Here is a 14240-nt window from a genome sequence, read left to right as displayed (position 1 = left end):
GCTAGTATGCCCAAAAATTGAAAAAGGCCGTCGAAAGACGGCCGAAGCACAGGCTGTTTTATGGCTGGAGAGGAGGTGTTTTCCCAGTGCTGCTTTCCTCCTCGGAGAGGACGTCAGAGAGGTCCACATCTTCCGGCAGCGGAGGAAGCTGGGAGAGATCGGATAGGCCGAAGTGGCGGAGGAACTCGTCGGTGGTGCGGTACAGGGTTGGACGGCCCAGGGCTTGCTTCCGGCCCGCCGATTGAATCAGTTTGCGCTGCAGCAGGGTCTGAAGGGAATAATCGGCAGAGACCCCCTTGATGGCTTCAATCTCTCCCCGGGTGATGGGCTGCTTATAGGCGATGATGCTGAGGGTTTCCAGCACCGACCGGGAGAGGGTCTTCCTGGCCACCGGTTTCAGGGCATCCCGGACATAGCCAGCGTATTTTTTCTTGGTGCGCAGTTGCAAAAGATCATCGGTGCGGGAGAACTCCAGGCCCCTTGCATCGTCCTTTTTCTGAATGAGCTCGTCCGCAAGAGCGCTGATCTCCAGCTGGGTGATTCCAAGGGCCTGGGCCAGGACCTCCAGCTCTACCCCGGTTCCCGCTACGAACAAAATGGCTTCGATGGCGGCAGCCTGCTCCTCTCGGTTCATGCAGATTTCCCCTTTTTCCTGTTGTTTAGACCGATGACGATTTGCCCAAAGCTACCCTCTTGAACGGCCCGAATCTCCCCTGCAGAGATGAGCTCCAACAGGGCGAGGAAGGAGGCGATGATTTCATCCTTTTCCGCCTCAGGAGGAAAGAGCTCCGTAAAGAGCAGATTTCCCTCCCTGCGGAGGCGGCGACGAATCTCCCCTACCTTCTGCACCACCGGCATAGCGCGGTGACGGACCATCGCTACGGGCTGAGGCGCTGCTGTGCGCAGCTCCCGTTCCCTTAGAATCTCCAGAAAACCAGCGTAGAGATCCTCCACCCGCAGGCCCTCCAGGACCACCTCGTTCTCGGTGTACATGTATTCATCCGGCAGCTTATAATAGTGTTCCAGGGCACCGGTTTCCAGGGCGGCCATGGTCTCGGCCGCTTCCTTCAGCCGCCGGTACTCGTATAGGTTTTGGATCAGACGTTGCTTTTCCTCCTCAACATCTGGCTCCACCACCTGTTTGGGCAGGAGGGAGCGGGATTTGATGTATAGGAGGGTGGCCGCCATGGAGAGAAACTCCGACGCGGCGTCCAGGTCCACCTGATCCATAGCGGAAACCACCGCCAGGTATTGTTCGGTGATCTCGGAGATGAAGATGTCTTTGATGTCGATCTTGGCCTTGCTGATGAGCTGCAGGAGCAGATCCAGAGGGCCTTCAAAGGCGGAAGTCTGTACCCGGTACATGGATTAGAAGATCCCCAGAAGCCCGCCGGAAACGTCAATCATAAAGCCGTAAACCCCATTTACCGCCCAGCTGAGAAAGGGGGTTAACAGATCGGTAGCCAGCAGAATCAGCACGATGAAGAAGCCGTACTGCTCCAGCTTCCAGAAGAACTGGGGATTGACGTTGCCGATGAACAGGCGCTTGACCACCCGATACCCATCCAGAGGGGGCAGCGGCAGCAGGTTGAACACCATCAAGACGATGTTAATGGAGATGATATTGAGCACGATGGTGGTGACATAGTAGTTGGTGACGTTAAACTTGAACACCAGGGCCAGATAGAGGAAGGTGAACAGGAAAGCCAGGATAAAGTTCATCAGAACGCCGCTGATGGCCACCAATAGCTCCCCCCAGAACCGGTTTTTAAACCGGGCAGGGTTGACCACAACGGGTTTGCCATAGCCAAAGCCCAACAGGAGTAGCATGCCAAGACCGATGGGGTCAAAATGTGCAAAAGGGTCTAACGTTAGCCGGCCCATAAGCCGGGGGGTGTCGTCCCCCATCTTTGTGGCAGCCAGAGCGTGGGCGAATTCATGGAAGGATAGTCCGATTAAAACGCCGGGTAAAACCAGCAGAAGGGACATGATGAACCCCATGGGGTCGGTGAATAGCTGGGATAGTCTACTCAAGGGAAATCTCCTTTTGATATAGAAATCAGCGTACAGACAGGTTGCCTGTACGCTTATTGCTGTCGGGATATTCTATCACGGGCCGATTGGGGGTGTCAATGCGGCCCCTTAGCCCATGATCCAATAGCGCAGGATGGTGTTGACCGCTTCCCACAGAGTTGCCCGCTTTACCTGGGCTTCGGCGATGGCATCGCTCTGCCCGATGAGGGTATCCCCAATATAGACGTTAAGGGTGCCCAGCTTCTGCCCCATCTCTACGGGAGCCTGGACGTCGGGCAAGAGCTCAATCTCCTTTTTGATCTGGTTTTCCTCGCCCCGCTTTAGAACCACCCGGATGTCGTCCTTGGCCACCAGGTTTACATATTTGGGGGTTCCCCCGGGAATCTCCACGTTCTTTCGAAGAATCTCGCCTTTCTTGGCTAGCATTCGCTGTGTGTAGTTGGCAAAGCCGTACTCCAAAAGGGTGCGCGCGTCATCAAACCGCATGTTGGAATCGTTGGCCCCTAGGATTACGGCTACCAGCCGGGTCTCCCCTTTCTTTGCGGTGATGACGCCACAGTATTTTGCAAGATTGGAGGATCCGGTGGCGTAGCCGTCGCAGCCGGTATAGAACCGTACCAAGCGGTTGGGGTTGGTCAGTTCTGTGACCCGGCCTTCGGCGTGGTTGATCTGATCCATATAGATGGCGGTATACTGGCTGGCATTTCGGTGGCGGCTTAGGGCGCTGGCGATGATAGCAAGATCACGCGCGGTGGTATAGCTGTTTTCATCGTCCAGCCCGGTGCAGGTGGTAAACAGGCTGTTGTTTGCGCCTAGCTCCTTAGCCCGGGCATTCATCTGGGCCACAAACGCGTCGGTGCTGCCGTACATGGCCTCGGCCATGGCCACAGAGGCGTCGTTGGCGCTGCACACCGAGATGGCCTTGATGAGGTCCTCTGCTTTATAGCTGGCGCCCCGATCCAAAAAGGCCCGGGTTCCCCCTGTTTTTGCGGCGTTATCGGACACCTGCACGGTGTCTTCCATCCGAAGGCGTCCTTCCTCGATGCCATCGTAGAGCAGGAGGAGGGTCATGACCTTGATGGCACTGGCGGCGGGGGCTTTTTGATCCCCGGCTTTTTCCACCAGCACCTGGCCGGTACTGGTATCCATCAGCACCGCCATGGGCGATTGCAGTGCTATGCCGGCGGCCTGTTCCTCCCCCTCCTCAGCCCGGATGAAGCAAAAGGGATAGACCAACAGCAGCAATCCCAGAAATACGGATAGAACTCTCCTCATAAACGATCCCCCCTAGTATCACTACTAGGAGGGATATGCTTGGATGCCTTTAAAAATGACGGTTTATGCGCCTAGGCGTCACAATCCTTTTTTAATTGCCGGAGGAATGCATCCACCAGGGCGGCGAATTGATCCTGGACCCGGTCAGCGGTTTCATTAACCTCCTGATGAGAAAGGGGTTGGTCTAGAATTCCCGCCGCCATGTTGGTGATACAGCTTACCCCGGCGATCCGCATCCCGGCGTGGCGGGCTGCGATGACCTCGGGCACCGTGCTCATGCCTGCGGCATCCGCGCCGATGACTCGGGCAAAGCGGATTTCCGCCCCCGTCTCGAACTGGGGGCCGTTGAACATCATATACACCCCGCGGCGAAGGGACACGCCCGCCTGCCGGGCGGCGGAGAGAAGCAGTTCCTTGAGTTCTCTATCGTAGGCTTGGCTCATATCGGGGAACCGGGTGCCGAAGCCCTCCTCATTGGGCCCGATCAGGGGGCTGGATCCAGAGAAGTTGATGTGGTCGTCGATGAGCATCAGGTCCCCGGGAGAAAAATCCAGATTGATGCCTCCGGCGGCGTTGGTAAAGAGAACCACCTGGGCGCCACACAGCCGAAGCGCCCGGATGGGAAGGGTGATTTCCTGCTGGGTATAGCCCTCGTAGTAGTGAAACCGGCCCTGCATGATGGCCACCGGAAGGCCAAAAAGGCGTCCCATCACCAGCCGGCCAGCGTGACCGTGAACGGTGGAAACCATAAAACCGGGAATCTCTTCGTAGGGGATGACGATGGGGGTTTCCATCCGCCGAGCGTAATCCCCCAGGCCGCTTCCCAGGACCAAAACCGCGTAGGGGGGCTCAGGAGCCCGCTCAAGAATGACGTCTGCTGCGCGCCGCGCGATCTCATAATAGCTCATCTTTTGTACCTCGCTTCAGTTGATGATAAAAGCTCATGCCCGTAGGCCATTTGATGCCAAAGTAGTCCGCCGCTGTGGCGCCAATATCCGAGAAGGTGTCCCGGGTCCCCAAATTCACGGGGGCTATTCCCTGCCCGGTTGCCAGGATGGGAATGTACTCCCTGCTGTGGTCGGTGCTATCAAGGGTGGTAGGATCGCAGCCGTGATCCGCCGTGATGAGGAGGATGTCGCCGGGGCGCAGAGCGGAGAGCAGTTCGGGGATTCTGGCGTCCAACTCCTCCAGCGCCTTGGCATAGCCCGCCGCGTTGTTTCGGTGGCCGTACAGGGAATCGAAGTCCACAAGATTGGTAAAGATTAAACCGGAGAAATCCTCCTTTAGGTACTGGATGGTGGCGTCTACCCCGGCCATATTATCGGTGGTATGGTTGCTTTTTGTGATGCCCCGGTTGGCGAAGATGTCCTCGATCTTCCCCACTGCCGCCACTTCATATCCCTTTTGACTGATGGCGTCTAGGATGGTATCCCCCGGCGGAAGCAGGGAAAAATCCCTTCGACCTGGGGTTCGGATAAAGCTCCCCGGTTTCCCAATAAAGGGCCGGGCGATGACCCGCCCGACATAATAGGGATCGGTAAGGATTTCCCGGGCGATGCGGCACATCTCATAGAGCTGTTCCCGGGGAACAACCTCCTCATGACAGGCGATTTGAAACACACTATCTGCTGAGGTATAGACGATGGGATATCCCGTTTTGAGATGCTCCTCCCCCAGCTCCTCTATAATCTCGGTGCCGGAGGCCGCTTTGTTGCCCAGCGTTTTGGCGCCGATGGCGGCTTCAAAGGGATCCAAAATATTCCGGGGAAATCCGTTGGGGAAGGTGTCGAAGGGACGGTCCAAGACCAGACCGGCAATTTCCCAGTGTCCTCCGGTGGTATCCTTGCCGGAAAACCGTTCCATGGCGCGACCGTAGGCTCCTCTGGGGTTGTCCGACTTTACCGGAAGCTGGATACCGTCGATATTGCCGAGGCCCAGGGACAGCAGATTGGGAATGGTGAGGCCTCCCATTGCCCGGTAAAGATTGCACATGGTGTCGGAGCCCATGTCCCCAAACCGATCCGCGTCGGGCAGCGCTCCGATGCCCACGCTGTCCATCACCAGTATGACGAATTTACCCATACAGTACCACCCCTTTTTTATTAGGATTCCCTCAAAGGGCCGCGCCATCCGTTCTACATAAGGGGAGTCAGCAGCTTGAGCAGATGGGGCGATATGAAGCATTCTACCATAATTCCGACAAAAATCGCACAAAGACATGGAAGAATTTCCCGCATGTACAGCCGAGGCGGCCCGGCCATTCTTCTCATACATAGAGCGGAACGGTGCATTGCCCGGGCGGAAAGCGTGGTGTATGCGGGAATGTAGAAAAGAGACTGCGGCAAAAGATACAGAATACCGCTGATGGTTCCTGGAGTCCCGAAGCATTTGGTGACTGCATATAGAAAAACGCCCATGCCAAACCCCTTGATTCCCTGGGAAATAAGGGCGACGGGAGCGCCCAATCGGGTAAACCCCGAGAGGGCTGACGCGCCAGCAATCCGGAAATTGGTCCATAGGGCGCTGAGGAAAAGTTGAAAAAAAGATGGCACCACCACCGTGGCCATCTTTACCGCGGAGCTGGCGTAGCCCACCATGGCCTCCTGATCCGCTTCCCTTAGGAACCGTGGAAAGAACAAGCCGCAGGCGATGCCGGTACAGAGGGCGAATAGGGCCAAGAGGTAGGAAAGGGGCTTTTCCTCTACATCCCGCCACCAATTCCGAAAAAAACGTCCCAGCATAACACCCGCACCTTCCTTTGCTTCATGTTATGCTGGGACAAAAGTAAATATGTAAGCTGATATCTAGTTTAATAGCAGATGGTCCGCCACCATGGCCATAAACTGCGAGTTGGTGGGCTTTCCCTTGCTGACGTCTACGGTGTAGCCGAATACCTGCTCGATGTCGCTAAGATTGCCTCGCTCAAACGCGGTCTCGATGCTGTATCGCATACACCGTTCCACCCGCTCGGGGGTGGAATGAAAGATTTTGCCTAGATAGGGATACAGAACGCTGGTGCAGCGGTCCAGGATGGAAATGTCCCGCATCACCAGCAAAATCCCCTCCACCAAATACCGGTATCCCCTCAGCCTGGGAGAGATGCCCAGCCGTTTGAGACATACGGAAACCTTTTGCCGCAGCTCGTCGTTCTGCATAGATTGATAGATAGCGCTCTCCACCCCCTGCCGGTAGTTGCCAGCAAACATGGCGTCTACCCGGCGGACCACCTGGCTTATAGGGGCGGGTTTGCTGAGATAGTCGGCGCCCATGGAATAGATTCTGAGCATGATGTTCTCCTGGTTTAGAGCCGTGTGTACCAGAATCTTGGGCCATTCCAAGGAGGGCAGCTGATGCAGTTCCTCCATGACGGCGAATCCGTCCAGCCTACTGAGGATGACATCCATGATCACAAGGCCGGGCCGCATCCGTTTGATGGCATCGATCAGGGTAATACCGTCCTCCGCCACCTTAAGGACGGTATAGCCATGGGCTTCCAGCCCATGCCGTATGGCCTGGGCGTACTCCGCATTGGTATCTCCAATTACAACGGTGATGGTTTCGTTCATGTCTGCCCCCGCATTCCTAAAAGAATGATGATATGCCGAATGGAAACTTCATAATATTATAGTATCGAAAATTCCCAAATTCTGCAATTATGTTTTTAGGGATTTTGTAGTTCCTCCAGCATCCACTCGATAAAAACCCCATAGCCTCGTTGGGGATCATTGATAAATACATGGGTTACGGCGCCTACGATTTTGCCGTTCTGGAGAATTGGACTGCCGCTCATGCCCTGGACGATGCCTCCGGTGGTCTCCAGGAGGCGGGGATCGGTGACCTTGATGACCAATCCTTTGGTGGATTTGTTCTTCTGCCGGTTGATTCGGACGATTTCACAGTCGTATTCTTTCACTCCCCCGTCATCGATGGTGGAGAGGATGGTGCAGGGCCCGGTGCGGATTTCGGACTGAAAAGCGATGGGCAGGGGCTGATCGTAAGCATCGTTGCCCAGGATCCGGTTAGCGGTTCCAAAGATTCCAAAATCTGTGTTTTTGCTGATGGTGCCTGCGGATTTTTCGTCCTCCATAAAGGTACCGCACAGTTCCCCCGGCTTCCCTACCTGGCCGGGAATCACATCGAATACCGTGGCGGGGATGATTTCCCCCGTGCGCAAAAGCAGCACCTCCCGCAGATCCACATCGGTAATGGCATGACCCAGGCTGCCGAATCCCATGGTTTTGGGATCGATAAAGGTCATGGTTCCGATGCCCGCCGTGCTGTCCCGAACCCAGAGGCCCATCTTATAGCGGTTGTCGCTGGCATCCATCTGGGGCAGGATGGATATCTCCTGCTCCTCTCCCTGGCGGATGATGCGCAACGAGAGTGCTTCCTTGCGGTTACTGATGATGCTGGAGAGCATATCCGCCCCTTTAACCTCCTTGCCATCGGCCATGAGAACGATATCCCCCGGCAGGAGGCCGGCCTCCTTTCCGGGGGAAACCACTTCCCCATTTTGATTGGTGAATTCTCCGGTGGCCACCACCAGCGCGCCTTTTGTATACATGGCAACCCCGATGCTCTGTCCGCCCGGATAGAGCATAATATCATCGCTGGCGGTAACCTGGATTCGCTTGAGGGTAAAGAGATTGCCCAGTTTGATGACAAGCTCGGTGTCCACCGCTTTATCGGAAGCGATGGTGAGCCCTTGGTTTAACGAGATGGTTTTCCCCTGGGATACCGGGCTGCCGTTGACCGATAGCTCCGTGCCATCGCTGGTGGAGAGGCTGGCCCAGATGGGCAGGGTGAATTCCACTTGGGCCTGTTTGCCCACGTCTACATAGATACGGTCTGGCAGAAAAGCGCCGGTGTTTTGGGGAAGAATGAAGTTGAACGCAAAAAACAATCCGCACAGGACATAGCTTATGGCGGAGAAAAACTTGTGTTTCAAATCCCATGGCCTCCATTTTTTTATCATGGAGTAGGTTGCCCAATTCCCCGTGAAATAAAGCTGGAGACGCCCGAGAAGAAAAAATCAAAAAAGCCGTCCCACGGGATGGCTTTTTTCTGATGATTTATTGTAAAAAACGTTTTTTGATCTCCTGGGCGTGCTGCCGAAGCTCTCTCGCATGGGACAGAGCGGAAGCGTCCCCCTCTCTGCCGCCGGCCAACCGGGCGATCTCTTGGATGCGTTCTTCATCGCTTAAAAGATGTACGTGGGTCAGGGTCTTTTCCCCCTCCTCCCGCTTTTCAATCAGATAGTTGTGATCCGCCATGGCCGCCAGCTGAGCCAGATGGGAAACGCAGAGAACCTGCCGCTCTCGGCTGATCCGCGCCATTTTTTCGGCCACAACATGGGCCATGGCTCCGCTGATGCCGGTATCGATTTCATCGAAGATCAGGCAATCGATGCCGTCGATCCGGGCAAAGATATTCTTAAGCGCCAGCATGATTCGACTGGCCTCGCCCCCGGAGGCGATCCTGGCCAGGGGTCGGGGCGGTTCTCCGCGATTGGCGGAGAAAAGGAATTCCGCTTGATCCAGCCCACGGCTGCCAAAGCGAGCCTCGTCCGTCTGATAGGCGTCCTCGGGAGGAATTTCTAAAAAGTGCACCAGAAAGCCGCCTCCTCCCATGCCCAGATCCTTCAGCTGAACCTGTATCTCCTGGGTAAAGGCCGCAGCTGCCTCATGTCGCAGCTTGGATAGAGCAGTACCGGCTTGATAGGCAGCGGAAATCGTTTTTGCGCGTTCTGCCATCAGGGCGGCAATGCGCTCCTCGGAGTGCTCCAATTGGTAGAGTTCCTCCTCGCAGGAGGAGAGGTATTCCAGCGCGCTGTCTACGGAGCCACCGTATTTTCGTGCCAGTCGCTGTAGGTCGGCCAGCCGTTTTTCTACCGCCTCCAGGGCGGCTGGATCGTAGAAAAAGCGATATTGCAGCTCCCGAACGGTCTCTACTACGCCTTCGGCCTGGTAGTACAGGGTGTTTAGCTCCTCGGCCACGTCGGCGTATTCCCTGCCATATTCTCCAATGGAGACCAGGTCCCGAGCCGCTCCGCTGAAGAGCTCCATAGCGCCGGGGGTATCCTCTACCCCATATAGACTTTCATAGGCGCTTGTAAGGGCGCTGGAGATCCGCTCGGCGTTGGCCATCACCCGCTGTTCCTGCTCCAGGCGGGCTTCCTCTCCCGGCGTGATATTCTCCCGGGAGATCTCCTCAATGGCAAACTGAAGCATATCCTTGCGACGCTCCCGCTCTCCGGGATCGCCGCCCAGGCCCTGCAGCTCTTCACCAATGCGGCGAAGACGGGAAAGCGCCTCGCGATACGCTTTGAGAGGAACGTCGATTCTATCCCCACAATAGGCGTCCAAGAGTCCCAGATGGGCCTTGGGGTTAAAGAGGGACTGATGCTGGTGTTGGCCGTGGATGTCGATGAGAAGAGCACTGACGGCTTTTAACGCCGCGTTATTGACCAGGGTTCCATTGATACGGGCCACGTTGCGTCCGGCGGCGGTAAGCTCCCGACTGAGGATCACCTCCTCCTCGGGTTCCAGACCCGCCTGCCGGAGAACATCCATCACCCGCGGATCCTGGGTGGAGAAGAAGGCCTCTACCACCGCCCGATCGGCGCCGCGGCGAATCAACTCCCGGTCGGCGCGGTCCCCTAGCACCAAGTTTACAGCATCGATGAGGATGGATTTGCCGGCACCGGTTTCTCCGGAAAGCACATTAAGCCCCCGGCCGAACTCCAAAGACAGGGACTCGATGAGGGCGATATTCCGAATGTTGATACTCCTGAGCATCCGTTATTTTGCCAGCTTTCTGAGTTTCTTGATCAATTCCGAACTCTGGGCGCCATCCTTTACGGCGATAAAGATGGTATTGTCTCCGGCGATAGTGCCGGCGATCTCAGGATACCGTTGGGAATCCAGAGCTTCAGCTGCGGCGTTGGCGCTGCCCGAAAGGGTATGAACCACCACAATGCTCCCCGCAGAATCGATGGAGACCACGGTGTCGGTAAATACCCGAATGGGCACGCCGCTTTCCCGCGCGTCCTTCTGCTCTCCCGACGCGTATTTATAGGTTCCGCGCTCGGTGAGAACCTTTACTAGGCGCAGATCTTTGATGTCGCGGGATACGGTGGCTTGGGTCACCTTGAATCCGCTTTCCAGCAACAGGTCGGCGAGCTCCCCCTGGGTCTCCACATCGTTAGCCTCGATGATCTCCTTGATGGCGTGTTGTCTCTTGTTCTTCATTGGGACTCCTTATTTCAATCGGGGAACGTTCCATTCGCCCATCTTTGTGCGCAGTAGCGAAAAAAAGCTGCGGCCCTGGGTGGTGATGAATTTGGCCGATACTCCGGCCTTTTTGATGATCACCTCATCCCCGGTTTCGATGGGAAACTCGCGCTGGCCGTCCAGCACCAGGGAAAGGGGGCCCCGCTGAGGCAGAATCCGAATGGTCTGGGTATCCTTCACCACCAGAGGACGGGTGTAGAGGGAATGGGCACAGACCGGTGTGATGATGAAACAAGCTACGTCGGGAGCGACGATGGGGCCTCCCGCCGAAAGAGAGTAGGCGGTGGAGCCGGTGGGGGTGGCTACCAGGATGCCGTCTGCAGCATACTCCGAAACCATCTCTTCCCCTACCCATACGTTGCACCGCATGACGCCGCCCAGACTGCTCCGGACCACGTTGACGTCATTTAACGCGTAGCGGATGGGCTGTTGGCGGCCGTCCTGGGAGCGGACGGTGGCGGACAGCATCTCCCGGGACTCGATTTCATAGTCCCCCGCAAGAATCTGATCCATAAAGACGGGGAACTCCCGGCTGTTGTGCTCCAACAAAAAGCCTAGGGTACCCATGTTGATACAGCACATGGGCACATCATAGAGGTTTCCGGTAAAGAGGGCGGTCAGTACGGTGCCGTCCCCGCCCAGAATAAAGGCCAGATCCATGGGCCCTTGGCTGTCCGTTGCCGGAGGACAGCCCAGGGTATCCGTCATATCGTCCTGGCAGTATACTTGATACCCGGCAGACAACAGATAACCCGCTACTCCGCGGGCCAGGTTGAAATAGGTATCCTTATCGGAATTGGCGTAGATGCACGCCTGTTTCATAGACATCACCGCTTATAACCCGTATTATACACGAGAAATGCATATTATACAATCAAGAAGATGCGACTACACGGCCGCTGTCCGCGGCTACGTTTTTTAGAAACTGACGGAGGAAAGAACTCCATCTATCAGGGTGGATAATTGGGATTCTCCCAAAGACGCACCGTTTTTGATGAGATACGCAAGAAACTCCACATTGCCCTTGGGCCCCTTGATGGGGGAATAATCCAGGCCGGACACTCCAAAGCCGTGCTCCTGGGCAAAGGTTAAAACGGAGAGACAGACTGCCTTATGAACAGTAGCAGAGCGCACGACGCCGTTTTTCCCCACCTGTTCCTTTCCGGCCTCGAACTGGGGTTTGATGAGGGCCACCGCCTCTCCCCCATCCCGCAGACAGAAGAACAAGGGCGGCAGAATCAGCTTGAGCGAAATGAAGGATACATCGATGGAGGCAAAATCCGCCTCACCACCTACGTCCTCCTTGCGGAGATTCCGGGCATTGTATCGTTCCATAGAAACCACTCGGTTATCGTTCCGCAGCGTATAATCCAGCTGGCCATAGCCAACATCGATGGCATAGCATTTGGCAGCGCCATTTTGCAGCATACAATGGGTGAAGCCTCCGGTGCTGGCGCCGATATCCAGACAGGTTTTACCCGTGAGATCCACGGGAAACACCGATAGGGCTTTTTCCAGCTTATAGCCGCCCCGGCTTACATACTTTCGCTGGCTTCCCACTTCAATCGCATCCAGATCAGTCACCGGCTGAGCCGCTTTTTGAGCGGGTTCACCGTTGACCAGGACATCGCCCGCAAGAATGATCCCCTGGGCGGCATTTCTGCTGGGAGCTAGGCCCCGCGCCACCATAGCAGCGTCCAGACGTTCCCCTTTCATCGCGACTCCTCCAAAATGGTTTCCAGGCGGCTGGCGATCCCATCCCGATCCAGACCCAGTTCATGCAGAAGCTGGGCTCGTTGGCCATGCTTGACAAAGGCGTCCCCCACACCTAGCTTCTCAATCCGAATGCTGGAACGGGCGGAAAAATACCCTGCGAGGGCGTCACCAATCCCTCCATGGACGCTATTTTCCTCCACCACCAGAAGCACCTGGGCCTCTTCCTCCAGCCGCCGAAGCAGCTTTCCATCCAAGGGCTTTAAAAACCTCAGATTGACAAGGCCGATGGCCTCTATCTCCTTTTGGGCAAGCTGGGAGATAGCCTCATAGGCGCAGCCCACCATACTTCCCGCCGTTACCACAGTAATCCGGGAGATGGGAAGAAGTTCCTGTGCCTTGCCGTAGACCACGGGTTCCTTTTTGGAAGAACCGGCCCAGAGGCTTCCCTTGGGGTAGCGGATGGCGCAGGGGCCGTTTAGGGTGAGGGTCATCTCCAGCATTTCCTCCATCTCGCTGGGAGTGGCGGGCTCCATGATGGTGAGTCCCGGCATGGGCATCATCATGGAAAGATCGAACACCCCGTGATGGGTCTCCCCATCCTCCCCCACGATGCCAGCCCGATCCACACAAAGGGTGACGGGAAGGCCCTGAATGCAGACGTCCGTAAGGATCTGGTCATATGCCCGCTGCAAAAAGGAGGCGTAAACGGCAAAATAGGGACGCATGCCCGCTTTTGCCATACCGGCGGACATGGTCACCCCGTGTTCCTCAGCGATGCCCACGTCAAAGCAACGCTTTGGGAACCGTTCCTGATAGGCGGAAAGCCCGGTGCCGGTGGGCATCGCGGCGGTGACAGCTGTGATCCGGCGATCCTTTTCCGATAGTTCGATGAGTTTGCGTCCCAATAGATGAGAGCAGGTTTCACCGCCGTTTCCGTTTTTCTCCACCACAAAGGGAGAAACGCCGTGAAACTTCTCCGGGTCCTTGGCGGCAGGGCGGTATCCCCTGCCTTTTTGGGTGATTACATGGATGAACACGGGCCGGTCCAGTTCCTTGGCTTGGGAGAATACCGAGACCATGGCGTCGACGTCATGGCCATCGATGGGCCCCAGATATACATAGCCGATCTCCTCAAAGAACACCGGCTGGAGAAAGATCCGCTTAACGCAATCCTTGGTCCAGTCCACCACCCGGTACAGTCCCCCTCCGATGAGAGGAATGGAACGCAGAAACCCCTTAAAGCGCCGTTTAAAGCTATGGTACCTGGGGCTGGAGCGAATTTTATTGAGGTATTCCGTCATACCTCCTACGTTTTTACTGATGGACATTTCGTTGTCGTTGAGGATGACGATAAGGGAGCTGCCTAAATCGGCGCCGTCGTTTAGCGCCTCGTAGCTCATGCCCCCAGTGAGCGCGCCATCCCCGATCACAGCTACTACACTATGGGTCTGGCCTGCCAGATCCCGGGCACGGGCCATGCCCACCGCCGCTGAAATGGAGGTGGAGCTGTGGCCGGTCTGGAAAGCATCGTAGGGGCTTTCCGTGCAATTGGGAAATCCACTGATGCCGTCCCGGATGCGGAGGGTACAGAACCGGTCCGCCCGGCCGGTCAGAAGCTTATGGGTATAGCATTGATGCCCTACGTCGAAGACGATCTGGTCGGAAGGGGCGTCAAACGCCTTGTGCAGAGCGATGGTCAATTCCACCACTCCAAGATTGGAGGCCATGTGTCCGCCGTTCTGCATGACGGTGGACACGATGCATTCCCGAATCTCCTGGCACAGGGACTCGGTTTCCTGTTTGTTCAGTGCCCGCAGATCCGCGGGACTATGGATTTGGTTCAGCAATTTCTGCATGGCGGTGTTGTCCCTTGGGTTTCCTTCCATTGCAACAGAAAATAGGCCGTGATTCTGCATGAATCCC

General features: G+C 56.3%; 14 protein-coding genes. All 14 read right to left on the bottom strand.

Going from position 1 to position 14240, the window contains the following annotated elements; all coding sequences use genetic code 11:
* Positions 1–58 precede the first annotated feature (58 nt).
* Positions 59–634, bottom strand: coding sequence for an SMC-Scp complex subunit ScpB (gene scpB, locus KP626_RS02060; RefSeq protein WP_395977874.1), 576 nt, complete (start codon positions 632–634; stop codon positions 59–61).
* Complete coding sequence (locus tag KP626_RS02055; RefSeq protein ID WP_395977873.1) at positions 631–1365, bottom strand: segregation and condensation protein A; 735 nt, start codon at positions 1363–1365, stop codon at positions 631–633. The genes scpB and KP626_RS02055 overlap by 4 nt, the downstream gene beginning before the upstream one ends.
* A 3-nt stretch (positions 1366–1368) precedes the next feature.
* Entirely contained in the window at positions 1369–2034 is a 666-nt protein-coding gene (locus tag KP626_RS02050; RefSeq protein WP_395977871.1) for a site-2 protease family protein, read from the bottom strand.
* 108 nt (positions 2035–2142) lie between these two features.
* Positions 2143–3309 (bottom strand): D-alanyl-D-alanine carboxypeptidase family protein, encoded by a 1167-nt coding sequence (locus KP626_RS02045; protein WP_395977869.1) that lies wholly within the window; start codon positions 3307–3309, stop codon positions 2143–2145.
* A gap of 71 nt (positions 3310–3380) precedes the next feature.
* Complete coding sequence (locus KP626_RS02040; protein ID WP_395977867.1) at positions 3381–4217, bottom strand: purine-nucleoside phosphorylase; 837 nt, start codon at positions 4215–4217, stop codon at positions 3381–3383.
* Positions 4204–5391, bottom strand: coding sequence for a phosphopentomutase (locus KP626_RS02035; protein WP_395977865.1), 1188 nt, complete (start codon positions 5389–5391; stop codon positions 4204–4206). Before KP626_RS02035 ends, KP626_RS02040 begins: the two co-directional genes overlap by 14 nt.
* Before the next feature lie 53 nt (positions 5392–5444).
* Entirely contained in the window at positions 5445–6050 is a 606-nt protein-coding gene (locus KP626_RS02030; protein WP_395977863.1) for a stage II sporulation protein M, read from the bottom strand.
* Between the two features lie 63 nt (positions 6051–6113).
* Positions 6114–6875: a sporulation initiation factor Spo0A C-terminal domain-containing protein gene (locus tag KP626_RS02025; RefSeq protein ID WP_395977861.1), complete on the bottom strand. Its 762-nt coding sequence runs from the start codon at positions 6873–6875 to the stop codon at positions 6114–6116.
* Positions 6876–6970: 95 nt separating this feature from the next.
* Positions 6971–8257, bottom strand: coding sequence for a SpoIVB peptidase (spoIVB, locus tag KP626_RS02020; RefSeq protein WP_395977859.1), 1287 nt, complete (start codon positions 8255–8257; stop codon positions 6971–6973).
* A 124-nt stretch (positions 8258–8381) separates the two neighbouring features.
* Positions 8382–10106, bottom strand: coding sequence for a DNA repair protein RecN (gene recN / locus KP626_RS02015; RefSeq protein WP_395977857.1), 1725 nt, complete (start codon positions 10104–10106; stop codon positions 8382–8384).
* Between the two features lie 3 nt (positions 10107–10109).
* Positions 10110–10559 carry an arginine repressor gene (gene argR / locus KP626_RS02010; protein ID WP_395977855.1) on the bottom strand — a complete coding sequence of 150 codons (450 nt, stop codon included), beginning with the start codon at positions 10557–10559 and terminating at the stop codon, positions 10110–10112.
* 9 nt (positions 10560–10568) lie between these two features.
* On the bottom strand, positions 10569–11423 hold the full coding sequence (locus KP626_RS02005) for an NAD(+)/NADH kinase (RefSeq protein WP_395977853.1): 855 nt from the start codon (positions 11421–11423) through the stop codon (positions 10569–10571).
* A 96-nt stretch (positions 11424–11519) separates the two neighbouring features.
* Positions 11520–12317 (bottom strand): TlyA family RNA methyltransferase, encoded by a 798-nt coding sequence (locus KP626_RS02000; RefSeq protein ID WP_395977851.1) that lies wholly within the window; start codon positions 12315–12317, stop codon positions 11520–11522.
* Entirely contained in the window at positions 12314–14173 is a 1860-nt protein-coding gene (gene dxs, locus KP626_RS01995) for a 1-deoxy-D-xylulose-5-phosphate synthase (protein ID WP_395977849.1), read from the bottom strand. Before dxs ends, KP626_RS02000 begins: the two co-directional genes overlap by 4 nt.
* Between the last annotated feature and the right edge of the window lie 67 nt (positions 14174–14240).

This window comes from Christensenella sp. MSJ-20, from assembly GCF_044357945.1.
Taxonomy (GTDB): domain Bacteria; phylum Bacillota; class Clostridia; order Christensenellales; family QAND01; genus QAND01.
This window is presented reverse-complemented; position numbering and strand designations above follow the sequence as displayed.

What these genes read in the sequence shown, in the direction of transcription:
- scpB (WP_395977874.1), bottom strand. Translation starts at nt 634, where the DNA reads ATGAACCGAGAGGAGCAGGCTGCCGCCATCGAAGCCATTTTGTTCGTA.
- KP626_RS02055 (WP_395977873.1), bottom strand. Translation starts at nt 1,365, where the DNA reads ATGTACCGGGTACAGACTTCCGCCTTTGAAGGCCCTCTGGATCTGCTC.
- KP626_RS02045 (WP_395977869.1), bottom strand. Translation starts at nt 3,309, where the DNA reads ATGAGGAGAGTTCTATCCGTATTTCTGGGATTGCTGCTGTTGGTCTAT.
- KP626_RS02040 (WP_395977867.1), bottom strand. Translation starts at nt 4,217, where the DNA reads ATGAGCTATTATGAGATCGCGCGGCGCGCAGCAGACGTCATTCTTGAG.
- KP626_RS02035 (WP_395977865.1), bottom strand. Translation starts at nt 5,391, where the DNA reads ATGGGTAAATTCGTCATACTGGTGATGGACAGCGTGGGCATCGGAGCG.
- KP626_RS02030 (WP_395977863.1), bottom strand. Translation starts at nt 6,050, where the DNA reads ATGCTGGGACGTTTTTTTCGGAATTGGTGGCGGGATGTAGAGGAAAAG.
- KP626_RS02025 (WP_395977861.1), bottom strand. Translation starts at nt 6,875, where the DNA reads ATGAACGAAACCATCACCGTTGTAATTGGAGATACCAATGCGGAGTAC.
- recN (WP_395977857.1), bottom strand. Translation starts at nt 10,106, where the DNA reads ATGCTCAGGAGTATCAACATTCGGAATATCGCCCTCATCGAGTCCCTG.
- argR (WP_395977855.1), bottom strand. Translation starts at nt 10,559, where the DNA reads ATGAAGAACAAGAGACAACACGCCATCAAGGAGATCATCGAGGCTAAC.
- KP626_RS02005 (WP_395977853.1), bottom strand. Translation starts at nt 11,423, where the DNA reads ATGAAACAGGCGTGCATCTACGCCAATTCCGATAAGGATACCTATTTC.
- KP626_RS02000 (WP_395977851.1), bottom strand. Translation starts at nt 12,317, where the DNA reads ATGAAAGGGGAACGTCTGGACGCTGCTATGGTGGCGCGGGGCCTAGCT.
- dxs (WP_395977849.1), bottom strand. Translation starts at nt 14,173, where the DNA reads ATGCAGAAATTGCTGAACCAAATCCATAGTCCCGCGGATCTGCGGGCA.